The sequence below is a fragment of the Paracoccus gahaiensis genome (assembly GCF_005048225.1).
GTDB lineage: Bacteria > Pseudomonadota > Alphaproteobacteria > Rhodobacterales > Rhodobacteraceae > Paracoccus > Paracoccus gahaiensis.
This window is the reverse complement of sequence record NZ_SUNI01000010.1, coordinates 65,298-89,246: the sequence shown is the minus strand read 5'-3', so window position 1 is coordinate 89,246 and position 23,949 is coordinate 65,298. Positions and strand designations below refer to the sequence as shown.

General features: G+C 66.7%; 21 protein-coding genes and 1 pseudogene. 17 read left to right on the top strand and 5 right to left on the bottom strand.

Annotated features, from left to right (window positions below; translation table 11 throughout):
- The first annotated feature begins 194 nt into the window (after positions 1-194).
- The 6 genes from FA743_RS11550 (at position 195) to FA743_RS11525 (ending at position 6,629) form a co-directional block, all read left to right on the top strand.
- Positions 195-1,172 carry a sugar phosphate isomerase/epimerase family protein gene (locus FA743_RS11550; RefSeq protein WP_136886256.1) on the top strand — a complete coding sequence of 326 codons (978 nt, stop codon included), beginning with the start codon at positions 195-197 and terminating at the stop codon, positions 1,170-1,172.
- A gap of 42 nt (positions 1,173-1,214) precedes the next feature.
- Complete coding sequence (locus FA743_RS11545; protein WP_136886255.1) at positions 1,215-2,261, top strand: sugar ABC transporter substrate-binding protein; 1,047 nt, start codon at positions 1,215-1,217, stop codon at positions 2,259-2,261.
- A gap of 118 nt (positions 2,262-2,379) precedes the next feature.
- Positions 2,380-3,918 (top strand): sugar ABC transporter ATP-binding protein, encoded by a 1,539-nt coding sequence (locus FA743_RS11540; protein WP_136886254.1) that lies wholly within the window; start codon positions 2,380-2,382, stop codon positions 3,916-3,918.
- On the top strand, positions 3,915-4,874 hold the full coding sequence (locus FA743_RS11535) for an ABC transporter permease (RefSeq protein ID WP_136886253.1): 960 nt from the start codon (positions 3,915-3,917) through the stop codon (positions 4,872-4,874). Before FA743_RS11540 ends, FA743_RS11535 begins: the two co-directional genes overlap by 4 nt.
- A 10-nt stretch (positions 4,875-4,884) precedes the next feature.
- Positions 4,885-5,748: a MurR/RpiR family transcriptional regulator gene (locus FA743_RS11530; RefSeq protein WP_136886252.1), complete on the top strand. Its 864-nt coding sequence runs from the start codon at positions 4,885-4,887 to the stop codon at positions 5,746-5,748.
- 14 nt (positions 5,749-5,762) lie between these two features.
- Positions 5,763-6,629, top strand: a complete 867-nt coding sequence (locus tag FA743_RS11525) for a ribokinase (RefSeq protein ID WP_136886251.1) — start codon at positions 5,763-5,765, stop codon at positions 6,627-6,629.
- Positions 6,630-6,661: 32 nt separating this feature from the next.
- Here the strand turns inward: FA743_RS11525 and hpbA are convergent, their stop codons facing one another.
- On the bottom strand, positions 6,662-8,698 hold the full coding sequence (gene hpbA / locus FA743_RS11520) for an N-methyl-L-proline N-demethylase HpbA (RefSeq protein WP_136886250.1): 2,037 nt from the start codon (positions 8,696-8,698) through the stop codon (positions 6,662-6,664).
- A 139-nt stretch (positions 8,699-8,837) separates the two neighbouring features.
- On the opposite strand from hpbA, the gene FA743_RS11515 reads away from it, so the two are divergent.
- The 5 genes from FA743_RS11515 (at position 8,838) to FA743_RS20790 (ending at position 12,871) form a co-directional block, all read left to right on the top strand.
- A complete protein-coding gene (locus tag FA743_RS11515; protein WP_136886249.1) occupies positions 8,838-9,467 on the top strand; it encodes a TetR/AcrR family transcriptional regulator in 630 nt (209 codons plus the stop codon).
- A gap of 414 nt (positions 9,468-9,881) precedes the next feature.
- Positions 9,882-10,982, top strand: a complete 1,101-nt coding sequence (locus tag FA743_RS11510; RefSeq protein WP_136886248.1) for a glycosyltransferase family 61 protein — start codon at positions 9,882-9,884, stop codon at positions 10,980-10,982.
- Positions 10,983-11,115: 133 nt separating this feature from the next.
- On the top strand, positions 11,116-11,415 hold the full coding sequence (locus FA743_RS11505) for a PadR family transcriptional regulator (protein ID WP_136886300.1): 300 nt from the start codon (positions 11,116-11,118) through the stop codon (positions 11,413-11,415).
- Positions 11,412-12,620, top strand: coding sequence for a chromate efflux transporter (gene chrA, locus FA743_RS11500; RefSeq protein ID WP_136886247.1), 1,209 nt, complete (start codon positions 11,412-11,414; stop codon positions 12,618-12,620). The genes FA743_RS11505 and chrA overlap by 4 nt, the downstream gene beginning before the upstream one ends.
- Positions 12,621-12,742: 122 nt before the next feature.
- On the top strand, positions 12,743-12,871 hold the full coding sequence (locus tag FA743_RS20790) for a hypothetical protein (protein WP_281281781.1): 129 nt from the start codon (positions 12,743-12,745) through the stop codon (positions 12,869-12,871).
- A gap of 118 nt (positions 12,872-12,989) precedes the next feature.
- On the opposite strand, the gene FA743_RS11495 is transcribed toward FA743_RS20790, so the two are convergent.
- Positions 12,990-13,208, bottom strand: coding sequence for a DUF3072 domain-containing protein (locus FA743_RS11495; RefSeq protein ID WP_136886246.1), 219 nt, complete (start codon positions 13,206-13,208; stop codon positions 12,990-12,992).
- Between the two features lie 100 nt (positions 13,209-13,308).
- Complete coding sequence (locus tag FA743_RS11490; protein WP_136886245.1) at positions 13,309-15,042, bottom strand: cation:proton antiporter; 1,734 nt, start codon at positions 15,040-15,042, stop codon at positions 13,309-13,311.
- 274 nt (positions 15,043-15,316) lie between these two features.
- Here FA743_RS11490 and FA743_RS11485 point away from each other — a divergent pair, with 274 nt between their 5' ends.
- The gene (locus FA743_RS11485; protein WP_136886244.1) at positions 15,317-16,177 is read left to right on the top strand and encodes an urea carboxylase-associated family protein; all 861 of its coding nucleotides are present in this window, start codon (positions 15,317-15,319) and stop codon (positions 16,175-16,177) included.
- A gap of 154 nt (positions 16,178-16,331) precedes the next feature.
- Positions 16,332-16,580 (top strand): DUF2188 domain-containing protein, encoded by a 249-nt coding sequence (locus tag FA743_RS11480; protein WP_136886243.1) that lies wholly within the window; start codon positions 16,332-16,334, stop codon positions 16,578-16,580.
- Positions 16,581-17,864: 1,284 nt separating this feature from the next.
- Here the strand turns inward: FA743_RS11480 and FA743_RS11475 are convergent.
- Complete coding sequence (locus FA743_RS11475) at positions 17,865-18,125, bottom strand: hypothetical protein (protein WP_136886242.1); 261 nt, start codon at positions 18,123-18,125, stop codon at positions 17,865-17,867.
- Positions 18,125-18,712: a di-heme oxidoredictase family protein gene (locus FA743_RS11470; protein ID WP_136886241.1), complete on the bottom strand. Its 588-nt coding sequence runs from the start codon at positions 18,710-18,712 to the stop codon at positions 18,125-18,127. The genes FA743_RS11475 and FA743_RS11470 overlap by 1 nt, the downstream gene beginning before the upstream one ends.
- A 151-nt stretch (positions 18,713-18,863) precedes the next feature.
- Between FA743_RS11470 and FA743_RS11465 the strand changes: the two genes are divergently transcribed.
- The 4 genes and pseudogenes from FA743_RS11465 to FA743_RS11450 all read left to right on the top strand — a co-directional run bounded on the left by FA743_RS11465 (position 18,864) and on the right by FA743_RS11450 (position 23,561).
- The gene (locus FA743_RS11465; RefSeq protein ID WP_136886240.1) at positions 18,864-20,174 is read left to right on the top strand and encodes an AAA family ATPase; all 1,311 of its coding nucleotides are present in this window, start codon (positions 18,864-18,866) and stop codon (positions 20,172-20,174) included.
- On the top strand, positions 20,171-21,223 hold the full coding sequence (locus tag FA743_RS11460; protein WP_136886239.1) for a ParB/RepB/Spo0J family partition protein: 1,053 nt from the start codon (positions 20,171-20,173) through the stop codon (positions 21,221-21,223). Before FA743_RS11465 ends, FA743_RS11460 begins: the two co-directional genes overlap by 4 nt.
- Before the next feature lie 500 nt (positions 21,224-21,723).
- Positions 21,724-21,911 (top strand): annotated as a pseudogene (locus tag FA743_RS11455) (IS5/IS1182 family transposase); the annotation flags it as partial.
- Positions 21,912-22,799: 888 nt separating this feature from the next.
- Positions 22,800-23,561: a hypothetical protein gene (locus FA743_RS11450; protein ID WP_169308859.1), complete on the top strand. Its 762-nt coding sequence runs from the start codon at positions 22,800-22,802 to the stop codon at positions 23,559-23,561.
- Positions 23,562-23,949: the final 388 nt, after the last annotated feature.

The window sequence follows — 23,949 nt, the reverse complement described above, 5'->3', positions numbered from 1 at the left end:
AGATAGCGACGGGCCTGGGTCCGGGACACCTGTCTTTCTGCCGGGGTCTGGCGCCCGCGGGGGCGCAGGCCGGGCGCGGTTCGGCATCCGTCCCCGCAGCGCCCGCCAGCGATCCTGCCGCGCAGCCGGGATGCATCCGTCACTTGACAGCTTCACAACTATTGTACTATCCGTGAAGTAACGGAGGATTTCAGATGACCAGATTCGCGACACGGCTCAACTCATTCGCCGCCCAGGCCGACCGCGCCTGGCCCGATCACAAGGGCAAGCCGACGCTGGAGATGATGGTCGCCCGTGCGGCCGGTGTGCCGGGGCTGACCCATGTCGATCTGAACTTCCCCGACCATGTGGCCGAGGCGCCGCGCACCGTGCGGGCACGGGTCAACGATCTGGGCCTGCAGGTGAACGGGCTGGCGATGCGCTATTACACCAACCCGGCCTTCAAGCTGGGCGCCTTCACCAATCCCGACCGCGCCGTGCGGCAGGAGGCGATCGACCTGACCAAGCGCGGCATCGATGCCGCGCTGGAGATGGACGCGCCGCTGATGACCCTGTGGCTGGGCCAGGACGGCTTCGACTACAGCTTCCAGGGCGATTACGGCCGCATGTGGGACGACGAGGTCGGCGGCATCCGCGAGGTGGCGGAACATGCGCCGGGTTGCATGATCTCGATCGAATACAAGGCGAACGAGCCGCGCTCCTATGCGCTGCTGCCCGACGCGGCGACCACGCTCCTGGCGATCGCCGAGACGGGCTGCGCCAATACCGGGGTCACGCTGGACTTCGCCCATGTGCTTTATGCCGACGAGATGCCGGCCTTTGCCGCGACCCTGATCGCGCGCAAGTCGCGGCTGCTGGGCGTCCATCTGAACGACGGTTACGCCAAGCGCGACGACGGTCTGATGGTGGGCAGCGTGCATCCGCAGGCGACGCTGGAGCTGCTGTGGCAGATCACCCGCGACGGCTATGACGGGGTGATCTATTTCGACACCTTCCCCGACGCCTCGGGGATCGACCCGGTCGAGGAATGCCGCACCAATATCGAGGCGGTGGAACGGTTCATGAAGATGGCCGAGCGCGTGGCGGGCGACAATGCCCTGCACGAGGCCATCGCCACGCAGAACTCGCCCCTCAGCCAGCGCGCCGTGGCGCGGATCATGGCCGGGGCCTGACTTCACAAAAGTTTAGATTATCGTAAAGGGAGGAGACCCAAGATGATCACGATCAAGTCGTTTCTGATGGCTAGCGCCGTGACGGCCTTTGCCGGTGCGGCCTTCGCGCAGGATCTGGCGCCGCTCAACTCGGACACCGAGGCCGACCGCATGGACTGGTCCCAGCTGACCGAGCAGTTCGGCGAGATGCCCGCCCCCGCCGAGGGCACGCAGGTCGGCGGCGTCTCGAAGACGCTGACCAACGAATACTGGCGCTCGCTCGGCCAGGGCTATCAGAACCTGGCCGAGGCAAATGGCGTGGGCTTCGCCTATCAGGCGGCCCCGTCCGAGGGCGACCAGCTGGGCCAACTGTCGATTGCCGAGAACATGATCCTGCAGGGCTACAAGGGGCTGCTGGTCTCGCCCCAGACCGACAACAACCTGCAGCCGGCCGTGGAAACCGCGCAGGCGCAGGGCATCGTCGTCGTGAACGTCAATGACGCGGTGATCCCCTCGGCCACGCATTACGTCGGCAACGTGCAGCGTGACAACGGCGTGCGCGTGGCGCAATGGTTCATCGACAATGCCCCCGAGGGCGGCAAGGTCGCGGTGATCGAGGGCCAGCCCGGCGTCTTCGCCGCAGGCCAGCGCACGGACGGCTTCACCACCACCATCACCGAGGCCGAGGGTTTCGAGGTCGTGGCCAGCGTGCCCGCCAACTGGAGCCGCGAGACCGCCTATGACGCGGCCTCGACGATCCTGCAGCAGCATCCCGACCTGATCGGGTTCTATGCCAACAATGACGGCATGGCGCTTGGCGTGGTCGAGGCGGTGAAATCGGCGAACCTGCAGGATCAGGTCTCAGTCTTCGGCACGGACGGCATCTCGGACGCCTATGCGTCGATCCGGGCGGGCGACCTGACCGGTACCGTCGACAGCTTCCCCGTCCTGACCGGCGAGGTCGCGATGGAGGTCGTGCTGCGCCTGATCGGCGGGCAGGAGCTGCCCCGCGTGGTCGCCACCCCGCAGGCGCTGATCACCGCCGACAACGTCGAGGAGTATTCGGTCGAGGAGACCGATGCCCTGCGCGAGATGCTGCTGGCCGAGTGATCCGGTTCCCGGGTCCGGGCTTTCCTGATCGCACGGATCTGACCGACCGGTCGGAAGGCGCCCCGGATCCGGGGCGCCCTCCCCCTCCCGCGATGGCGGGCCCCATGAAAGTCGTGACATGACCCCTTCCGCAAGTCGGCTGTCGCTGGTCGGCGTCAGCAAATCCTTTCCCGGCATCCGCGCCCTCGACAATGTCAGCTTCGACGTCCGCCCCGGCGAGGTCCACGGCCTGCTGGGCGAGAACGGCGCCGGCAAATCGACCATGCTGAACATCCTCTCGGCTGTGCTGCAGGCGACCGAAGGCCAGATCATCATCGACGGCCAGCCGGTCACGCTGACCCGGCCCGCCGATGCCCGCGCCGCCGGGATCGCGATGATCCACCAGGAATTGCAGCATATCCCGCAGCTGAGCGTGGCGCAGAACCTGTTCCTGGGACGGCCCCTGACCCGCGCGGGGGGCCTTCTGGTCGATCGCCGGGCGCAGGAACGCCGCGCCCGTCAGATCCTGGCCGATCTGGACCCGCGCATCAATCCGCGCGCACCGATTCACACGCTGAAGGTCGCCCAGCAGCAGATCGTCGAGATCGCCCGCGCCCTGCTGGACGATGCGAAGATCATCGCGATGGACGAGCCGACCTCGTCGTTGACACCGTCCGAATTCGAAAGCCTGGCGGCACTGATCGCCAAGCTGGCCGCACAGGGCAAGTCGATCATCTATGTCAGCCACAAGATGGACGAGGTGTTCCGCGTCTGCGACCGTGCCACGATCCTGCGCGACGGGCGCTTCATCGACACGGTGGATCTGGAGCAGATCACCGAGGATCAGGTCATCGCCAAGATGGTCGGCCGCGACATCACTCATGAACGCCACGTCACCCATGCCCGGCCCGAGGTCGTGATGCAGGTCGAGAACCTGTCGGACGGCGCGCTGATCCGCGAGGCCGGGTTCACGCTGCACAAGGGCGAGGTGCTGGGGCTGGCCGGTCTGGTCGGATCGGGCCGCACGGAACTGCTGCGCCTGATCGCGGGCATCGACCGCGCCAGGACCGGCAGCGTCACACTGAACGGCAAGCCCGTCGATCTGCGCACCCCCCGCAGCGCCATCCGTGCCGGAATCGGGCTGGTCCCCGAGGAGCGCAAGAAGGACGGCATCGTGCGCGAGCGGCCCGTCTCGTCGAACATCGCGCTACCTTGCATGGGGCGGTTCACCCGCTTCGGACTGGTGCGGCGCCGCGCGCTGCATGCGGAATCGACCGCGCTGATGAAGAAGATGGGGATGCGCCCGCCGGACGTGTCCCGCGCCATCGGCACGTTTTCGGGCGGCAACCAGCAGAAGGCCATCATCGGGCGCTGGCTGGCGGCGGATGTGGACATCCTGCTGTTCGACGAGCCCACCCGCGGCATCGATGTCGGCGCCAAGTCCGAGATCTACGACCTGATCGCCCAGCTGGCGCAATCGGGCAAGTCGATCATCGTCGTCAGTTCGGAACTGCCCGAGATCATCCGCCTGTCCGACCGGGTCATGGTCATGCGCGAGGGCCGCATCGCGGCCATCCTCGATGCCGACCAGATTTCGGAAGATGCCATCGTGGCCAATGCCATCCCCAAATCCAAGGGCCCGGTTCCCGCGCCCCAGCCCGTCGAGGCCCGTTCATGACCGATACCTCCCTGCCCACCCGCAGCGGCCCCCGCATCAATCTGCGCGATGCGGGCACGTTCTTCGGCCTCGTGCTGATCTTTGCCGTCTTCGCGGTGCTGAACCCGGTGTTCCTGACCGCGCCGAACCTGATCAACATCCTGCAGCAATCCTCGATCAACGCCTGCATCGCCCTGGGGATGACCTTCGTCATCATCTCGGGCGGGATCGACCTGTCGGTGGGTCCGACCGCCGCCGTCTCGGCCATCGTGGGCGCCACGCTGATGATCGCCGGCGTGCCCATTCCGCTGGCCGTCATGGGGGCGATCGCCACCGGCATGGCCTGCGGGCTGTTCAACGGCTCGCTGGTGGCGCTGGCCGGGCTGCAGCCCTTCATCGTCACGCTTGGCGGGCTGTCGCTGTATCGCGCGCTGGCACTGATCTTCACCGGCGGCAACCCGATCTTCGGCATCCCGCCCGAGTTCCGCGCCGCGATCAACGGGCTGGTCTTCGGCGTGCCGGTGCCGGTCATCATCGTGGCGATCATCGCCGGCATCCTGTGGGTGGTGCTGAACCGCAGCCCGCTTGGCGAATACATCCTGGCCGTCGGCGGAAACCCCGAGGCCGCGCGGATCGCGGGCGTTCCCGTCGCGCGCACCAAGATCACCGTTTATGTGCTGTCGGGCGGTCTGGCCGCCGTGGCGGCGCTGATCCTGACCGGCCGCTTGGGCGCCGCCGATCCGACCATGGGCAACCTGTGGGAGCTGGACGCGATCGCGGCGGCCGCCATCGGGGGCGCCTCGCTGATGGGCGGCAAGGGCTCGGTCATCGGCACGCTGATGGGGGCGGTGATCCTGGGCGGGCTGAGGAACGGTTTGACGCTGATGAACGTGCAGGCCTTCTATCAGCTGCTGGCCACGGGTATCATCATCCTTGTCGCGATGCTGATCGACCGGGCCACGCGCGGCAGGGCATAAGGGGCACTTCATGATAGGACGTCACGATCCACGCCGCATCGGCGCGCAGATCCGGATGCAGATGCCGTTTCTGACGCCGCTGGAGGCGCGGGTCGTGGACACGATCACCGGGCGTCTCGACCTCTGTGCGACCACGCCCCTGCGGCAGGTCTCGGACGATGCGGGCGTGTCGGATGCGATGGTCGTCAAGATCGCCAAGAAGCTGGGCTTTGCCGGCTTTCGGGACTTTCGCGAGGCGCTGGTCGTCTATCGCCAGACCGACGTGGCCTCGCTGCACAGCGAGATCTCGCCCGACGACAGTTCTGCCGACATCATCCGCAAGGTGTTCCAGACCTCGATGCAGGCGCTGGAGGAGACGATGTCGATCCTGGACGTCGCAGCCTTCGACCGGGCCGCCGATCTGCTGCATGGCGCGAAGCAGCGCGATTTCTACGGTGTCGGCGGATCGGCCCAGATCGCCCGCGACGTGGCGCACAAGTTCCTGCGCATCGGGCTGCGGGCGGGCGTGCAGGACGATCCGCACATGATGCTGATGTCGGCCTCGCTCTTGGGCCCCGAGGACGTGGCCGTGGCCTTCAGCCATTCGGGCACCACGTCGAACGTGATCGAGGCCGCCCGACTGGCCCGCCAACAGGGCGCGCGGGTGATCGCCATCACGAACTATTCCACCTCTCCCCTGTCCGAACTGGCCGACATCGCGCTGTGTTCGACCGCGCAGGGATCGCCCCTGCTGGGCGAGAACGCCGCCGCGCGGATCGCGCAGCTGAACATCATGGACGCCATCTTCGTGGCCGTCGCGCAGCGGGACCTTGACCGGTCCGAGGCGCAGCTGGCCCGCACCCGCAACGCGGTCGAGACCAAGCGCCGCCGCTGAACAGGACCCCCCTCATGCCCTCAGAACCCTGCGCCGTCGTCGTCGGCAGCCTGCATTACGACATCGTCGTCGACGCCCCTCACCGCCCCGCCGCCGGCGAGACGGTCACCGGCCATGGCTGGCGCCCGGTCTTCGGCGGCAAGGGCGGCAATCAGGCCGCCGCCGTGGTCGCGGCGGGGGTGCCCTGCCGGATGGTGTCGGCCATCGGCGACGATGCGTTCGGGGTCTTTCTGCGCGACGGGCTGCGGCAGGCCGGCGTGGACGAGGCTCATGTCACCACGTGTCCCGGGACGGGCTCGGGGATGAGCGTGGCGATCATGGACGCGGGCGGCGATTACGGCGCCGTGATCGTGTCGGGCGCCAATCTGGCCATCGATCCCGATATGCTGGGGCGCGACGCGCTGTGGCGGGACGCCACCCACCTGATCCTGCAGAACGAGATCCCCGAGGCCCTGAACCTCGCCGCCGCGCAGGCCGCGCGGGCGCGGGGCGTGTCGGTGGTCCTGAACGCCGCCCCGGCGCGCGATCTGTCGGATGCGCTGGCCGAGGCGGTCGACATCCTCGTCGTCAATGCCGGAGAGGCCGAGGCACTGTGCGGCCAGCCGGTCGCGTCGCTGGACGAGGCCAAGGCCGCCGCCCGGACCTTGGCACGGCGCTTCCGGGTCGTGGTGGTGACCGCAGGCGGGGACGGCGTGGCGGTGGCGGGGCCGGATCTGGCCCATGCCGAGCCAGGGCACGCCGTCACGCTGGTCAGCACGCATGGGGCCGGCGACTGCTTCATCGGCACGATGGCGGCCCAGATGGTCCGGGGCGCGCCCCTGACCGATGCCGTGGCCCGCGCCAATCTGGCGGCCGCCCGGCATGTCTCTCAGGCGAGATAGGGGGCCCAAGATAGGGGGCGGCTCGCGGCCTGTCAGAGGTCCTTCGCCAGCCGCAGCGCGTCATGGATGGCCGCATGGGTGTTGCGGGCCGCCACCGCGTCGCCGATGCGGAACAGGCGGAACCGACCCTCGGGGTTCGGCGCGACGGCCTGCGGGCCGCCTGCGATCAGCGCGTCGTAATCGACCTCGCCCAGATTGCGTGACATGGGCTTCAGGTCGAAATACAGCGCGTCCAGGGGCCGGGTGCCGTGGTTCACCACCACCTGATCGACCAGCCTGTCGCGGGTCATGTCGCCATAATCGCTGCCAAGCGTGGCACGCAGCCGGTTGCCTTCGGGGATGACCGCACGCAGGCGCCATGTGACCGTGAAGGTCACGTCCCGGCGCTGCAGGCTGCGCATGTAGGGCACCAGGTTCATCGCCATGACCTCGGGCGCGAAGCTGCGGTCGGGGGTGACGATCTCGACCCGGGCGCCGGTCGCGGCGATCAGATCGGCGGCCTGGAGCCCGGCATGATCGCCCGCATCGTCGAAGACCAGAACCTCCTGGCCCGGCTTCACATCGCCCGACAGGATGTCCCAGGCCGAACAGACCAGATCGTTGCCGCGGTCGAGAACCTCGGTATGGGGCAGCCCGCCGGTGGCGATGATCACCTCGTCGGGGTCGGTCTCCTGCACATCCGACGCCTCGGCATAGCTGTTGAAGCGGAACTGCACGCCCGCCTTGGCGCATTGCGCCATCCGCCAGTCGATGATGCCGATCATCTCGCGCCGCCGGGGCTGAAGGGCGGTCAGGCGGATCTGCCCGCCGGGGCGATCCGCCGCCTCGAGGACCGTCACCGCATGGCCGCGCGCGGCGGCGACGCGCGCGGCCTCCAGCCCCGCCGGGCCGGCGCCGACGACGGTGACGCGGCGCCGTGCAGGGGCGGGCGGGATGTCATGGGGCATGGTCTCCTCGCGCCCCGTCGCCGCATTGTGCAGGCAGAAGGCCAGCCCGCCCTGATAGATGCGGTCGAGGCAGTAGTTCGCGCCCACGCAGGGCCGGATGTCCTCCTCGCGCCCCTCCACGATCTTGCGCACCAGATGCGGGTCGGCCATATGCGCGCGCGTCATCCCCACCATGTCCAGCAGCCCCGAGGCGATGGCGTGGCGCGCGGTCGCCACATCGGGGATGCGCGCGGCGTGGAAGGTCGGAAACCCGGTCGCGCGGCGGATCTGGCCGGCAAAGTCCAGATGCGGGGCCGAGGGCATGCCCTGCACCGGGATCAGGTCGGTCAGCCCGGCATCGGTGTCGATATGCCCACGCACCACGTTGAGGAAATCGACCAGCCCGCTGTCCTTCAGCCGGTGCGAGACCGCCATCCCCTCCTCCGCGCCCATGCCCCCCGCCAGCACCTGATCGCCGGTATAGCGCAGCCCGACGATGAATTCCGGCCCGCAGCGGTCGCGGATCGCCTGCAGGACCTGCATTGTGAAGCGCAGACGGTTGTCCAGACTGCCGCCCCAGGGGGCGTCCAGATCGTTGGTCAGGGGCGACCAGAACTGTTCCAGAAGATGACCATAGGCCTCCAACTCGATCCCATCGACGCCGGCGGCTTTCATGCGTTCTGCCGCATCCGCGAAATCGCGGGTGACGCGGGCGATGTCCCAGTCCTCGATCCGCTTGGGGAAGGCGCGATGGGCAGCCTCGCGCTCGTGGCCCGGGGCCAGCACCGGCAGCCAGTCCCCCTTGTCCCACCGGGTGCGGCGGCCCAGATGGGTCAGCTGGATCATCACCGCCGCGCCGTGATCGTGGCATTCGTCGACCAGCTGGCGCATCCAGCCGACGACTTCGTCCTTGTAGGCCAGGATGTTGTTGAAGACCGGCGGGCTGTCGCGCGAGACCGAGGCCGACCCCGCCGTCATGGTCAGCGCCACTCCCGCCCGCGCCCGTTCGACATGATAGGCCCGGTAGCGCCCCTTGGGCATTCCATCCTCGGGATAGGCGGGCTCGTGGCTGGTGATCATGATCCGGTTGCGCAGCGTCAGGTGGTTGAGCTGGTAGGGCTGCAGCAGAGGGTCGTTCGGCATGTCGGGCCGCCTTGTCCGGGGAGAGTTTTCCGATGAAGCGCCAAAATGTGCACCTGTGTCAATTTCTTTCGGACGGGTCCGACGGGGCCCTCGTCTTGGGTGGCTTGCTGGGGGGCGGGACGCCCCCTAGGATCGGCGCATGGATGCAAAGCCGATATCCCCCTCCGGCTGGCGGGGCTCACGCGACGGGTGGTTGGAGGCCGGGTATCGCGCGCTGATCGAGAAGGGCGTGGACGGTGTCAGGATCATGCCGCTGGCCAGGACCCTGGGCCTGTCGCGCACCAGCTTCTACTGGTTCTTCCAGGACCGCGAGGCGCTTCTGGCCGCCCTTCTGGAACTGTGGGAGGATCGCACCACCCGCCCCCTGATCGATGCGACACGCCAGGATGCCGCCACGCCGGCCGAGGCGATGCTGGGCGTCATCGGCTGCTTCCTGTCCGACGCCTTCGAGGCCCGGCTTGAATTCGCCGTGCGGAGCTGGGCCTTGCAGGACCCGGCCATCGCCGACCGCGTCACGGTCGCGGATACGCGTCGCCTGGCGGCCCTGTCACGGATGCTGACCAGCTGGGGCCATGACCCGATGGCCGCCGATGTCCGGGCGCGCACGGTCTATCTGGTCCAGATCGGCTATATCTCGATGCAGTCGTCCGAGGATCTGCAGACCCGCCTGGCGCGCATCCCGTCCTATGTCGAGATCTACACCGGCACGTCCCCGCAACCCGGCGAGATCGCGCGCTTCACCGCCCGGCTTCTGGGCGACAGGTCCTGATGAACATCCGGCCCGGGATCCTGTCCCGGTCGGGCGCGTCGTCTCGATCTGGCGGGTTACGGTCCGGGGCCCTGCGCCCGACGTCCAGGGGACGTGCCCACCCGCGTCAGTCCTTCCACAGCCGGTCGCGGATCTCGTCGAAGATCTGCCCATAGGCCTTGGAGGACGGGCGGTCGGGGGCGAAGGCCAGCACCGGCGCCCGGTTCACGCCCGTCCACTGTCACGGACCCTCTTTGCTGGACAAGTCGGTCCGATTGACGAAGAAGGTCTGCACGGACGGGGGCGAAAGACTTTGACCCTTTCCGCCGGGTGGAGGATAAGGTTCGCGCCCCGGACAAACGGCATGGAAGAGATCCCGACGTGGACTGCGACGACGTTTTGCGCCTTGTCTCGTCAAGCGGCCAGGGCCGGCAGATGCGCCTGCAGATCCTCGATGAGGATCTGAGGATCGACCGACCCTCTCCCAGGATCATCGCGCGGCCCTCGCCCGGCGGGCCTGCCGATGCGGGTCTTTCGAAGATCATGAAGGTCGAGCGGCAGGTTCACAGACGCAGCTTGGAGACGTTTGCCGGATGCCATCTGATGGGCGAGGATTTCATCCTGAAGGACGGTGAGATCTTCAACAGATACGTCGCGACGGGGGCCGCCCGGACACGGCAAGCCGCCGACAGTTTCCTGGCGGGACGGTCGGCCAAGCTGAAGATCCGTCCTGCCGAGGAAGGCGGAGCCTATCATGTCGCGCGACGGCATCTTCTGTCGGCGGTCGATCTGGACGTTCGGGTTCTTCTGGGTACGTCCGACGAGCCGGTCAATTACGGGATGTGGCTGTTCATCGTGATCCCGGCCGCGCATGAATTCCTGACGAACAGAGGGTCATATGACAGGTTCATGTGCCATTGTCCCCGGCCCTGGCAGAGGAAGATCCTGCACGTGCTGGGCATCGGGGACGATGACCTGATCGAACATGATCTGGAGGCCGTCTATCGATGCGCCTCGCTGACCCTTCACCGGGCATCGCGCCGGGATCTGTATGTCAGGGAAAGCTATCGTCCCGCGCTGACCTGGGTGGCGGAGAAGTTCGGCCATCCGGACTCTTCGCCCGAGAAGATCTTCGTGTCGCGCCTGTCCCGGACGAAGAACGGGGCCTACCGGGGGCTTGCCAACGAGGGGGAGCTTGCGGGGGCGTTGGAAAAGCTCGGCTTTCGCATCGTCGAGCCGGAGCTGCTTGCCTTTCCCGCGCAGGTGGATCTGTTCAGAAACGCCAGCGCCGTGGTCGGTCTGGGCGGGGCTGGGATGTTCAACACCCTGTTCTGCCGCGACGGGACCAAGGTCGTCGACATCGAGAGTGGGCTGAAGTTCCTCGATTCCCATTGCAATATCTTCTCGTCCTGCAAGCTGGATTACGCGATCATCCTGGGCGAGGAGGACCTTGACGATCCCCGCCCCGTCCAGAAGCGCTGGACGATCGATCTGGCGGCATCGATGGCAGCGATCGAGGGATTTCTGGAAGGCTGACAGATCGGGGCGCAGAGGCCTCCGGCGGCTGTCATGGTCATGTCACGGGTCGCCCCTAGGTTTGACCTTGGTCAGGATGCATGGTTTAACGATTGACGACAACGAAAATCGTTAAGGCACAATGATCGCACGCATGGAGCATCACGACCTGCTGTCCGGCCTGGTGCGGCTGCATGTCCTGCATCACGCAGCGCAGCATCCGGTCTATGGGCAGTGGATGATCGACAAGCTGGCGCGCCATGGCTACCGGCTCTCCCCGGGCACGCTCTATCCCTTGCTGGCGAAGCTGGAGCGCGAGGGCTACCTGACCAGCGCCACCGCGCGCGAGGGGCGCACATCCCGGAAATTCTACACGATCACCCGAAAGGGGCGCGAGGGGCTTGAGGTCGCGCGCGCCTGTCTGAACGACCTCAAAGGCGAGCCCGATCCGTGACAGCTTCCCCTGACGACACCCCCGCAGCAGGCACCCCGGGCGAGGTCTTCGGGGCCTTTCTCAAGCTGGGCCTGACCTCTTTCGGCGGCCCGATCGCCCATCTGGGCTATTTTCGCGACGAGCTGGTGACCCGAAGGCGCTGGCTCTCTGATCCCGCTTATGCGGATCTGGTCGCGCTGTGTCAGTTCATGCCTGGCCCCGCCTCGTCGCAGGTGGGCTTTGCCCTGGGGATGATGCGGGCGGGATGGGGGGGGGCATTGGCGGCCTTCGTGGCCTTCACCCTGCCCTCGGCGCTGATCCTGCTGATCTTCGCGTTGACCGCCGCCTCGGTGTCCGGGCCGGTGGGACTTGGCGCGCTGCACGGGCTGAAGATCGTGGCCGTCGCCATCGTGGCGCAGGCGGTCTGGGGCATGGCGCGCAGCCTCTGTCCCGACCGCGCGCGCGCAACCATCGCCGTCGGCGCTGTGGCCCTGCTGGCCTTTCTTCCCGGCGCGGTCGGGATGATCGGCGCGATCGTCCTGGGCGCGGGGGCCGGGCTGATGCTGGGGCGCGGATCGGCCGGCCCGGTCGGCGGCCCCATCGCCATGCCGGTCACGAAGCGCCAGGCGGGTCTGGCGCTGGCGGCCTTCGCGGTCCTCTTGCTGGGCCTGCCGCTGCTGGCGGGCCTGTCGCAGGGATGGGCGGTGCTGGACAGCTTCTATCGCGCCGGGGCGCTGGTCTTCGGCGGCGGTCATGTCGTCCTGCCGCTGCTGCAGGCCGAGGTCGTCGCGCCGGGATGGGTGTCGCCCGATCAGTTCCTGGCGGGCTATGGCGCGGCGCAGGCGGTGCCTGGCCCCCTGTTCACCTTCGCGGCCTATCTGGGCGCGGTTCTGGGACCGGAGCCGAACGGCGTTCTGGGCGCGACGCTGGCGCTGCTGGCCCTGTTCCTGCCGGGCTTCCTGCTGCTGATCGGCGTGCTGCCCTTCTGGGGCGGCTTTCGCGCACGGCCGCAGGCGCAATCCGCGATGCAGGGTGCGAATGCCGCCGTCGTCGGGATCCTGGGCGCGGCGCTCTACTCTCCGGTCTTCACCAGTGCGATCGGCGACATGCGCGACTTTGCCCTGGCCCTGGCCTGTTTCGTCGCGCTGGTGGTCTGGAAGGCGGCGCCCTGGCGGGTCGTCCTGCTGGCGGCCGTGGGGGGCATCGCGCTGACGCTGCTGGCGTGACATGGGCCTTGCGGGGGAGTGACGATTGCGCCTTCCGGCGCCGTCGATATCGCTATCTATCCCTGCGCGATGGCCTATGATCAAGGCCCGCCGCACCCCGGCGATCAGAAAAGGAACACCTCATGGCCAAGGGCATGGACAAGCGAAAACGCGACGAGAAGAAGCCCAAGAAGGAGAAGCCGAAGACGAATGCCTCGGCGCCCAGCACCAAGGATGTCGTCTCGAAAGCCGTTGCCAGCAAGGGCAAATGAGCGACGCCTGACGGCGTGACAAAAGCAGGCACGGCCTGACCCGCGAGGGCGTCTGGCGCCAGCCTCGCCGTCTTACCAGACGCGCAGCAGCCTGCGATTTGCAGGCTGCTGCGCGATCTTATTCCAGTTCCAGCTTGGCCTTCAGCGCATCGATCCGCTTGGAGGCCTCGGCCTTGCTGATCGACTCGTCGAAGGCCTCGCTGTCATGGGCCTGCTCGCTCAGCGTCTTCAGATAGGACGCCTGCGCGCCGGTCATCGGATCGTCGCCGCTGACCCAGGTGCCGGGGTCCTTCTCGGCATTGTCCACGGGGTTGGATTTCGGGTTCGTGTCATCCATTGGAAGCGCCTCTCGTTGCATGTGAGGCGAAACGCAAAGCCGGTGTTCCAGTTCCGTTCTCTGGACGGCCCAAAGCTTGTCTTGGGGGACCGGCGCTGACCTAGCCGTCCTGGGCCATCTGCCGGGCGGCGGTCGTCTCGGGCTCTTCGCCGGGAATGGGGGGCACGGACATGCGCTGCCGGGGGCGGCCTCCGCAGAGCAGGTCGACGGCCTGATCGGCGGCGTCCTGGAACGGCTCCAGCACCAGATCCGCGCCCGCCCTGGACAGGCGCGCGGAATCGCCCGCGCTGTGCGAGGTCACCGCGATGCGCCCCGTGAACCGGGCCGAGCGGGCCAGCTGGATCATCGTGGCGCGGATGTCCTCGTGGCTGAGGCCGGTCGGATGGATCGGCACGGTCGAGACCAGCCAGCGGGTCCGGGCCAGGTCCATCCCGGCGATGTATTCGGGATCGGTCGCATCCCCGAATTCGGCCTGCAGCCCCAGATCCTGCCAGCGCCGCACCGCCTGCGGGTTGAAGTCGACCCCCAGCACCGCATGGCCGCGGCCCTGCAGCCGCATCCCCACGGCGGTCCCGAACCGCCCCAGCCCGAAGATGACCACATCGACAGGCGCGCGGCCCGGGGCGCGCGCCTCCGAGGTCTCGCGTGGGGTGCCGCGCCGCTCGAACACCCCCAGAAGCGGCTCGCAGAGCGCGTAGAGCCGGTGCGAAAAGGTGATCATGTAGGTCGAGGCGGCGATCGTGACGATGCCCACCATCGTGACCAGCCCCAGGGCGTCCTCGCCGACATGGCCGAGGCTGACCCCCATCGCCACGAAGATCAGAGAGAACTCGCTGATCTGCGCCACCGTCAGCCCGGCCAGAAAGCCGGTGCGCTTGCGATAGCCGAGCGAACCCATGATGATCAGGACGATCAGCGGATTGCCGATCAGCACGAACAGCGACAGCACCGCTGCCGCGGCAAGATGCCCCCCCAGCAGTGACAGATCCAGCGTCGCCCCAAGCGCGATGAAGAAGAACAGCAGCAGGAAGTCGCGCAGGGGCGCCAGCCGGGCCGAGATGGTCTCGCGGAACGGGGTCGAGGCCAGCGCCACGCCCGCCAGCAGGCCCCCCACCTCCTTGCCCAGGCCCACCGCATCGCCAAGCGCCGCGAAGATCGCCGCCAGCGCGATGGCGAAGATCACCAGCAGCTCGGGCGTGCGCGCCAGGCGTTCCGTCAGCGGATCGGCCAGATAGCGCACGAACAGGATGACGACCAGCACCAGCCCGCCCCCTGCCCCCAGGACCGTCAGCGCCGCGCCGCTGGCGCCGCCGCCGGTCGTGGTGCCGATCCCGATGGCCGACAGCACGATCATCGCCAGCACGACCACCAGATCCTGCACGATCAGGAAGCCCAGGGCGATCTGGCCGTGCAGCGCGTCGATCTCGCGCGTGTCCGACAGCAGCTTGACGATGATGATGGTCGAGGAAAAGGTCAGCGCCACCGCGACATAGAGGCTGGTGACGGGATCCAGCCCCAGCCCCCGCCCGATCAGATAGCCGAAGAAGGCCGTGAAGGCGACCTGCCCCAGCCCGGTCACGACCGCCACCGCGCCAAGCGAGCGGACCAGCGTGACGTCCAGCTTGATGCCCACGAGGAACAGCAGCACCGCGATGCCCAGCTGCGCCAGCAGCTCGATCTGGGCCTCGGCGTGGACAAGATCCAGCGCCGAGGGTCCGGCCAGCAGCCCGACGGCGAGAAACCCCACGATCAGCGGCTGGCGCAGCAGCATGCCCAACAGCCCGATCCCGGTGGCCAGTGCCAAGAGCAGCGCGATTTCCTCGAAGGATGTCATGGCGTCACCCGGCCTTTCTGGGATTGTGCCGCAGAAGGGGCGGCGGTCCCCTTGTCCTTAAGGACCGCGCCGGCCCGGGGACTTGATGTGGATCAAGAGGGATGGGCTGTTCAGTGCGCCACGGGGCCCCGGCAGCCCCTGCCCCGCCCGCCATCGCCCGGATGCGGTCATGCGATGTCCTGCCGTTTTTCCGCGCGGGGCCAGTCGACGGCCCCGCCATCGTCGCTTAAAAATAGCTGCACGCGCAAGACCCGCCCGCCCTTCGGAGAGACGCATGAAACCGACCCCCTTCACGGAAAGCCCCTCGGATGCGGCAGAGCGCAAGGCGGTGGCGCCGGTCATCTGCTATCCGACCCAGACCCTGCCCCGCCCCGATCTGGCCGCCTATCGGGCCGCACGCGCGGGCGCGACGCGCATCGACACGGTCGTCGTCCCGCCCCGCGAGGCGGCCAGCTGGACGGTGCCGGCCGGGCATTCGTTCCGCATCGTCTCGACCAAGGGGCCGCAGGTGGGCGATCTGAACCTGTTTCATGCGGACAACCTGAACGAGCGCCTCTATACCGGCAAGACGCGGGCGCTGAACGGGACGCATCTGGGGCCGGGCGACCAGCTGTTCTCCAGCTTTCCCTATCTGCGCCCCATGGCCACGATCACCGATGACACGCTGGACTGGTACGGGTTCGACGCCTTTGGCGGGGCGGTGCATGATGTCATCGGCACGCGCTGCGATCCCTACACCCACGCCCTTCTCAGCGAGGGCGGACAGTATCACCATTGCTGCCATTCGAACCTGACCCGCGCTTTGGCCGAGGCCTCGGGTCTGCCGCTGCTTGAGGCTGAGGCCCATGTCCATGACGTGGTGAACGTCTTCATGTGCACCGGCTTCACCCGCGACACGGGGCAGTATTTCATGAAGGCCAGCCCGGTGCGCCCGGGGGATTATCTGGAATTCTTCGCCGAGATCGATCTTCTGGGCTGCCTCTCGGCCTGCCCCGGAGGAGATTGCTCGGCGCAGCATTCCTCGGATGCCGCCCGGTGCCATCCTCTGCTGGTCGAGATCTACCGGCCGGACCGCCTGCCCGAGGGATGGCGCCCCCCTGCCCTCAACAGCTATGACCGCAGCCACGGTCGGTGAGCCCCCCCGCCCCTCTCCGGCCATCGATGGAACGCAGAGGAGGCGGGCGCCGTTGATTCCGGACCCGGTGACGGAGGGATCGGTGCCCGCGAAGGCGCCACCCGCAGGCACCGATCGGACCCCGGTCCATGTCGAACACAAGGATGCATGCAGGATGACCAAGATCGTTTACGAAATCGTCGAACATGATGGTGGCTGGGCCTATCGCCTGGATGACGTGTTCTCCGAAACCTATGCGACCAAGGACTTGGCGACCGCCGCCGCCGAAGACGTTGCCGCCCGCCAGCAGTTGAGCGGAGAATCCGAGACGATCCAGTATCAGGACGAGGACGGCGCGTGGCATGAGGAAGACGTGTCGGGCGACAATCGTCCGCAGGTCGAGGTGAAGGAAGGCTCTGACTGATCCGAGCCCATTCGCCGCGCCGCCGCCCTTTCCTGGGGCGGCGGGTCGTGGCACGCTCAGACTTATCCACATTTTCCGGGGATACTTCCGGGGGGGATTCTGAAAAAGCGTTAAAAATCAGTTAAAATCTTCCGGGTGAATGAACTGCCTGCAAAAGAGGCTTCTCAGAAAACGGGTGCGGCAGTTCCGTCCCGTTCGGTCCCATGCCGAGGTTTTGCCTGTGACCCCTGCCTTTGCCAGAACGCAGATCTCAAATCGCGACCTGATGATTGTGCCAAGCGACCGGATGGCGGGCCAGCGGACGGGCGCCGTCCGTCCCGATCGCGATCAGCAAGCCGCTGTCGTCGGTGGCCGGAGAGCCCGCACCTTAAGGAGCGAGGCCGCAGACATCGCCGCGTGAAAAGGCTTAAAGAAACCCGCCTGCCCCATCGAAGATCTGCAGGCGCCCGCCGCGCGGCGAGGTGATGGCGACGCGGGCTCCGTCGTCCGACCAGGGGTCCGAACCGGTAGAGCCCTGCATCACAGCATTTCGGACCCGGGCGCCGCGGGCATGGTCAGGCTCCGCCGGGCTGCCCACAGCTCGATCCGGCCCGCGCTGTCCAAGGCGTGCTGTTCGGTCGCGCCCAGCATTACGCCGTCCTGAAGGAAGCCGACGTGGCCATTGACTTGCAGACCCTTTGGCGGGTCAGTCGGGCCATGCATGCCCCCGTTACGAGATCGGGCACCAGCGCATAGAGGCCGGCCTTCGGGCCATGATGACCGCCAGCGGTAGGCTTTAATGACGCGCCCCGGCAGGACTGCGGGCGGGCAACGGCAAGCATAAGGCGATACTGCCGGTCGCGGCAAAGGCCCAACAGCGCGACGCGGTCCTCTGTTTCCCGCGCGCAGGCCAGCCAGGCAGGGGATCCGGGCTTTGCCCATTCTCGGCGGGCCAGAAGCGTGCCGGCAAATCACCCAAGAAGGGCGCGGCGTTTGGGCAGGGGAAGGCGCATGGGTCAGTCTTCGTCCAGGGCGTTAAAGCCGGGGCTGAGGGCAAGCGCCACGCCGACCTCGGTCTCCCTAGCCGCGCGCAGCGTGGCGATATGCTGACCCAGGATCTCCAGCTTCAGCCGCGCCTGAGGATGGCGATGTCCTGAGCTCCCGGGTCGTCGATGGCATCGGCGGCGGCGTCCACCGCCTGCAGGGCAAGGTCCATCTACAGCGTCGGCGCTCCGGCCAGCGCGGTGGCCAGGGCATTGGCGGCTGCGGGCGCAGGGCCCGCAATCCGCTGGCGCTGTCGTCGGGCTAGAAGGCGATGGTCAGGACCGCCTGCTCGGTCGGGCCGAGGGACAGGTCGCCGATTTGCGCCCAAGCCCTGCGGGCGGCATCATAGGCGGGCGGGACCGAGAGGCGCGGGCAATCGGCCTCGGCGGCCTTTGCCAGCATCTGCGCCTCGTGGCCCGGCAGGATCATCTGATCCAGCGCGGCTTGGCGATCCCCGGGCGGCGTGTCGGCCCGGGCGGGCAAGACGGCAAGTATCAGCAGAGCAAGCGGGATGAGGCGCATCACAGGCCGTCCAGATAAAAGATCAGAGCGGCGCGGTCGGCCGGACCGAGGGCGGCGAAGGCGTCGCGGGCGGGTTGAGCAGTGCCGCCATGCCATAGAGTCGCTTCGGTCAGGCGGCGCGCGGGGCCGTCATGCAGCCAGCTTCCGCGCTCGCCTCCCACGGCGTAGGCATGGCCCAGCCCCCAGAGCGGCGCGGTGGGCCATTCTCCGGGAGCAAGCTCGGGCCCGGGCTCGGGCGCGGGATCGGCCCGACTGGGGCCGAGGTCGTGCAGCAGGAAATCGCCGTGGGGCCGGATCCGGCGTGCTCCATAGGGCATGGCGATGGGCCATTCCGGGCGATTGCAGGCGGCGCAGTCCGTCTGGCGAAAGATCCGGGCCCCCTGCCCTATCGCTGGACCGGCTCCGGTGGGCAGCCACACAGACCAACCCCGAGACGGGCGCGCCCTTCGGCCCTGCCCCCCTGCCCCGCACCCTGGCCCTGTCCGAACTGGAACGTGGCCCGGCGCTGAAGACCCGCCGTCTCGACGCGCTGGAACCCTGCCTGCGCGTCCTGACGGATGCCGAGTTCGAGCATCTGCGTTCGCCATCCCATGAGCCTAGAGCACGGTTCCTCGTAACCATCTGATTTCCCTATTCTCCCACCCGATGTCCCAGATCGCCTGACCGCAAATCACCGGATTTGCTTTGGGGCCATTTCGCGTTATTCAGGATCCGAAGCCATAAAACGCGAGCGGACAGATGCGGGACCATACCCACCTTCAAGGAATGAACGAGCGCAGCCTCGCTCAGCAGGCTGCGGTCAGACGGGCGACCTTCTCGCCGTCCGAGACCAAAACCCTGCGCCCCTTCTCGATCTGGGAGATCAGCCAGTTCATGTTCGACGTGCCCGCCGACACGCTGCGCAAGAAGCTTGCCGATGACCCCTCGCTGCCGCAAGGCCTCGTCGAGGAGGATGGCCGCCAGCGCTGGTTCACGCTGAACGAGATCAACGATCTGCGCCGCCGACTGCGCTTTCGTGGCAAGACCCTGACGCCCAAGCGGCCGCCGGGACGCGCGATGCGGATCGCCGTCTCCAACTTCAAGGGCGGGGTCGGCAAGACCGTCGTCGCGCATCATCTGGCGAATGGCGCGGCGCTGGACGGGTATCGCGTTCTGGTCATCGATTTCGACCCGCAGGCGACGCTGACCCATTCGATGGGTCTAGTCGAGGTGAAAGAGTGGAACACGGTCTGGGGCATCATGTGCCGGGATCTGTGCCGCGAGGCGGATCGCATCGTCGCCGCCTATGACGATCCCGCCGACTGCCCCTACCCGTCCTCGGACGAGCTGCCCGAGGATGTCCAGTCCATCGGATCGCAGGGCGCCCAGGATTTCATCCAGAAGACCGCCTGGTCCACGATCGATGTCATTCCCAGCTGCGCCAATGCCGCCTTCGTCGAGTTCGCCAGCGCGCAGTATCGGGCCCTGCACAAGGCCTGGAGCTTTTTTGGCTGCATCTCGCGCTATCTGGATGAGCTGCCCGATGACCAGTACGACATCATCATCTTCGACTGCCCTCCGGCCATCGGCTATCAGTCGTTGAATGCCGCCTTCGCGGCGGACATTCTCTATGTCCCCTCGGGGCCGGGATATTGGGAATACGATTCCACGACCAGCTATTTGGGCCAGTTGGGCGATGCAATGGAGGACATCTCGTCGGGGTTCGCGTCCCTGGCGCAGGATGCCGGGATCACCCTGCCCAAGCGGTTCGACGATGTGCGGCTGCTGATGACGCGCTTCGAGGCCGCCAACCCGCTGCACATCGCCATGATGGAGGCGTTCCGCAATGTCTTCGGCGAGGATGTCTGCACCAATGCCATCGAGATGACCCGGGCGGTCGAGCAGTCCGGGCGGTTCCAGCAATCGGTCTATGAACAGGATTATCGCCAGATGACGCGCGAGACCTGGAAGCGCGCGCGGCAAAGCTTCGACACTGCCTATCTTGAATTCCGTGATACCGTGCTGCGGGCATGGGACGCCAGAAGCGCCAATGGAGGGACTGACGCATGACGGGACGAAGCAAGTTCGGATTCGAGCCCCTGGAGCCCGCCAACGTCAAGCCGCGCAAGCGCGAGGTCGGCCCCATGGGGGCTGCGGTGCGCGAGGCCGCCGGCAGCCTGGCGGAAAGCACCGAGACCCTGGTCGAGCAACGTCGTCAGAATGCCTCGGATGCGAAGGCCTTCAGGGCGGCTCAGGGCGAGGGCAGGGTTCTCGAGGTGCTGCGTGTCGACGACATCAGGACCGACGATCTTCCGCGCGACCGCATCGATCTGACCGCTACGGCGGGCTCTGACGAGATGGAGGAACTGAAGGCCTCCATCCGGGCACGGGGCCAGAAAGAGCCGATCGAGGTCTTCAGGACGGCAACCGGGTTCCAGCTGAAGAAGGGCTGGCGCCGGCTGACCGCGCTGAAGCAGCTGTGGCAGGAGACCGGCGATGCGGGCTTTGGCATGGTCACGGCGCGCGTGTCGGAGGGGCCCGCGGACCGGATCGACCTCTATATCGACATGGTCGAGGAGAACGTGATCCGCGAGGATCTGAGCTTTGCCGAGATGGCGCAGGTCGCCATCACCGCGGCACGGGATGCCGGGCTGGACGGGCAGGGCGCCGATGTGCTGGTCGGGCGGATCTTTGCGTCGCTGCACAAGATGAAGCGCTCTTATATCCGCAGTTTCGTCTTTCTGTTGCAGGAACTGGGCGATGTTCTTCCCTATCCCAAGGCGATCTCGCGCAATCTGGGCGTCGAGGTTGCGCGGCGCCTCCAATCGTCGCCCGAAGCGACAACCGCGCTGCGCAAGGCACTGGCATCGGTCACCTCGCCGGACCAGCAGACGGACGTGCTGTCGCGCGCCTTCGCGCCCCCCGGCGATCGGGGCGCGTCGGGGCAGGGATCGAAGCGCAGGACGTCCGTGAAGTACGAACTGCAGGTCGGGGCGGCAAAGGTCACCGCGCAGGAGGGAGAGTGCCGGATCGTTTCGAAGACGGATTTTGCGTCGGTCGACCAGGATCTGCTGCGAATGGCAATCGAGGCATTTCAACGGGTTTTGCGCGAGGGGTAACCCGCGGGTTACGGGATCGAAGAGGATGGAAGGATCCTGGTGCGGGGGGGGGTTCGTTGAAGCGGTGCGGCATTCGAATGGGCGCGGGACCTCAGGCTCTGGGCTTATTAAGTTACACAAATGGAACGAGATAGTCGTGGCAAAAGCGATAGCGGAGAGGTATGTGTCTGGACACCTGCCGCTACGCGTGGCCACTGGCCCCAGTCTTTCAGCCGACCGAACATAATCTTGATGCGGCTCCGCGGTGTATCGCGTCGCTTGTCGTCATTTACCGTCCTCCTGCGCGACGTCCGGCGGGGAGCACGCTTTTATCTCTCTGTCTCGCGATGCTTCTTGCAGCCAGTCATCCCTCGCGAGCGGGCTTGAAATGTTGGTGCTTCGCGGACTCGATAGCCTGGTCCGCCAGAAACCAACCGGCCTGCGGGAGGCTGTCCAAAGGTGCTGCCAAGCCGGTATGATCGCTGACCTGTTCTGCCGGCATGGCGAAGCGGTTAGGTCTGCCTTGCATCCCCGGTCGGAAGCAGCGCGAGACGCCGGTCGAGTTTGACAAGCGTCGTTTGAAGCGGCGAAGTCGCATCAAGATCATGTTCGGCAGGTCAAGGATTAGAGGCGCGTGGCAACTCGATACCACAGGTGTTCAAAGATTTTCCTCCCGCTCATCGCCCTTGCAGCAACTGTCATCTATTAGGCATGAATCATGACCCTTAGGTTCTTGATCGCCCCGGTTTGATCGTGCGGTTCCTTGTCGGGAATAGAGTAAGCAATATGGGCTAAGTTCCCCATGGAAGCACTACGCCCCCCGCACACCGTCAGAGCCGCAATGTTGAGGACTGGCCCTCCATCGGTCCGAGAGGCCGCCCGGACAATCGCATGCTTCGCTCGCGACGTTGAGCTGGGATCTGGACATTGATCCTAAGACAGGCGTGACGTGGTGCTGACGCCCGGTTGAGGACCTCAAGATAGAGCCGATGAAACTCCTCGGCGATTCTGACCGAGGCAGGGGAGGCGGCCATCGCCGCCTTCAGGCAACACGGGTTCTTGCGGCTGGAGTTCAAGTAAAACGCAGAACGTCTTTTGGAAAAATGCTGGTTCGGAAGGTGGGCATAATGCGGGCAAAGGCTGAAAATCGGGACCAGAAGCCTGGCTGGCACCATGCGTCGCTTCCGTCAATGGTCCGCCTGAACCCTTGTTCGGCCGGACCCGGAGAGGCGGCAATCAGCTCAACAGCTAGCAAACGCCGCGCGTGACAGGCGCAGCATCGGTGACCGCATGGTGCTAAGGGTTGCCGGCGGGGGGTGTCATCCCAGCTTGCGCCGCGCAGACCACCGCCCGAGATCGGGAAATCTAAGATCCAGGTCGCCTTGGGTTTCTCAAAGTAGATGTCTGCTCAATTTTGAAATATACTAAAAAACGACCGTTTGTAGATGTGCGCAAGTGAGCCGGCATCGTATTTATGCCGCACGTCACTATGGAATGAAGGCAGCCTGCGGGTTATTCGCCGCGCACGTATCCATCCAAGAAGATCCTGCAACCGACCCTCAAAAAATACACCTGTGCTTTTCATAAAGATGCTGAAATGATGCCTAAGATTATCTACGCCCTGCATTCAAACAAAAAGCTTTGGCTCATCGATCAGATGCTGTCCTTGGCCGATCCCCAGCCCTGGCTTGCCGCACAGGCGGCTCAAGCCTCTGCACTGGCAGATGCTGCCCGCGATCTCGGGCGGCTGGAGGCCACGCTGCTGGCGCTGCCCGCGGCGGAGGCTGCCGGGGCGCGCGAGCGCTTGGTCCATCTCGAGGTCGAGGCGATGCTGCGGGCGCAGGGGCTGATGCTGGGTCGAGACGAGATCGGCCGCGAGCCGATGGAGGCCCGTGCAGCATCCGACCCGGAGGCGTTGCGTCTGGCGCGGTGGGCTGTCCGCCGGCTGGAAGGGCAGGGGGCCCTGGCGGACCTGCCGTCATTTCTGGGACTGCATCGCCGCGCCGCATTGGACGAGCCATCGGCGACCAGCATGGACCTGCGCCTGCAGGGCAGGGAGTTCGATGGCGCGGCCGCCGAGTTCTTGGCGGCCGTCGATGCTTTCACAAGACTGCACCCGCTGGCACGCGGTCCTGCGGCTCTCGCCCTGTGGCGCGTGGCCAGCTGTCTCCACCGGGGCAGGTGGCCGAGCCTGCCGTCTGGTCGGCGCGCCATATGGCGGCAGGGGCCGAAGGGCTGCGCTTCGTCCCCTTCGGCCGGCATGGGCGGCGGGTCTGAAGCAGCTATGGTCCGCCCGCGGATCGGCTCGCCACGCATCTTGCCGCGCTGCGCGCCGGTGCGCAGGAGGCGCGGGCGCTGATCCTGCGCATCGGTGCTTAGTCCAAGAAGGCCCGAGCCGCCACCGCCGGCATCAAGGGCGAAAACGCCGCCCGGGTCATCGCGGTGCTGGCGGCCCCGCCCTTCGTCTCGGCAATGGAGATGGAAACCCGCGCCGGCATCAGCCGCCCCACGGCCGAGCGCATGCAGAAGCGCCTGAACGACCTAGGCCTAACCCGCGAAGTGACCGGAAGTCGCAGGTTCCGGCTGTGGACCACCGAAATATGATCGTATTTTGCCTTTGCGCTGCAGCACCTCGACTGCAGCCTGGGTGCAGATCCCGCGACGGGATGGCAAAACACCGGAGGGAAAGATAATACGCAAGCCGGACGCGAAGACGCCCCCGGATCAGAAGCCACCTGTTCTGAGAA

What these genes read in the sequence shown, in the direction of transcription:
- FA743_RS11450 (WP_169308859.1), top strand. Translation starts at nt 22,800, where the DNA reads ATGATGCCTAAGATTATCTACGCCCTGCATTCAAACAAAAAGCTTTGG.
- FA743_RS11475 (WP_136886242.1), bottom strand. Translation starts at nt 18,125, where the DNA reads ATGCGCCTCATCCCGCTTGCTCTGCTGATACTTGCCGTCTTGCCCGCC.
- FA743_RS11525 (WP_136886251.1), top strand. Translation starts at nt 5,763, where the DNA reads ATGCCCTCAGAACCCTGCGCCGTCGTCGTCGGCAGCCTGCATTACGAC.
- FA743_RS11515 (WP_136886249.1), top strand. Translation starts at nt 8,838, where the DNA reads ATGGATGCAAAGCCGATATCCCCCTCCGGCTGGCGGGGCTCACGCGAC.
- FA743_RS11530 (WP_136886252.1), top strand. Translation starts at nt 4,885, where the DNA reads ATGATAGGACGTCACGATCCACGCCGCATCGGCGCGCAGATCCGGATG.
- FA743_RS11460 (WP_136886239.1), top strand. Translation starts at nt 20,171, where the DNA reads ATGACGGGACGAAGCAAGTTCGGATTCGAGCCCCTGGAGCCCGCCAAC.
- FA743_RS11550 (WP_136886256.1), top strand. Translation starts at nt 195, where the DNA reads ATGACCAGATTCGCGACACGGCTCAACTCATTCGCCGCCCAGGCCGAC.
- FA743_RS11545 (WP_136886255.1), top strand. Translation starts at nt 1,215, where the DNA reads ATGATCACGATCAAGTCGTTTCTGATGGCTAGCGCCGTGACGGCCTTT.
- FA743_RS11470 (WP_136886241.1), bottom strand. Translation starts at nt 18,712, where the DNA reads ATGGCGAACGCAGATGCTCGAACTCGGCATCCGTCAGGACGCGCAGGC.
- hpbA (WP_136886250.1), bottom strand. Translation starts at nt 8,698, where the DNA reads ATGCCGAACGACCCTCTGCTGCAGCCCTACCAGCTCAACCACCTGACG.
- FA743_RS11535 (WP_136886253.1), top strand. Translation starts at nt 3,915, where the DNA reads ATGACCGATACCTCCCTGCCCACCCGCAGCGGCCCCCGCATCAATCTG.
- FA743_RS11490 (WP_136886245.1), bottom strand. Translation starts at nt 15,042, where the DNA reads ATGACATCCTTCGAGGAAATCGCGCTGCTCTTGGCACTGGCCACCGGG.
- FA743_RS11485 (WP_136886244.1), top strand. Translation starts at nt 15,317, where the DNA reads ATGAAACCGACCCCCTTCACGGAAAGCCCCTCGGATGCGGCAGAGCGC.
- FA743_RS20790 (WP_281281781.1), top strand. Translation starts at nt 12,743, where the DNA reads ATGGCCAAGGGCATGGACAAGCGAAAACGCGACGAGAAGAAGCCCAAG.
- FA743_RS11510 (WP_136886248.1), top strand. Translation starts at nt 9,882, where the DNA reads ATGCGCCTGCAGATCCTCGATGAGGATCTGAGGATCGACCGACCCTCT.
- FA743_RS11495 (WP_136886246.1), bottom strand. Translation starts at nt 13,208, where the DNA reads ATGGATGACACGAACCCGAAATCCAACCCCGTGGACAATGCCGAGAAG.
- FA743_RS11465 (WP_136886240.1), top strand. Translation starts at nt 18,864, where the DNA reads ATGCGGGACCATACCCACCTTCAAGGAATGAACGAGCGCAGCCTCGCT.
- FA743_RS11505 (WP_136886300.1), top strand. Translation starts at nt 11,116, where the DNA reads ATGGAGCATCACGACCTGCTGTCCGGCCTGGTGCGGCTGCATGTCCTG.
- FA743_RS11480 (WP_136886243.1), top strand. Translation starts at nt 16,332, where the DNA reads ATGACCAAGATCGTTTACGAAATCGTCGAACATGATGGTGGCTGGGCC.
- FA743_RS11540 (WP_136886254.1), top strand. Translation starts at nt 2,380, where the DNA reads ATGACCCCTTCCGCAAGTCGGCTGTCGCTGGTCGGCGTCAGCAAATCC.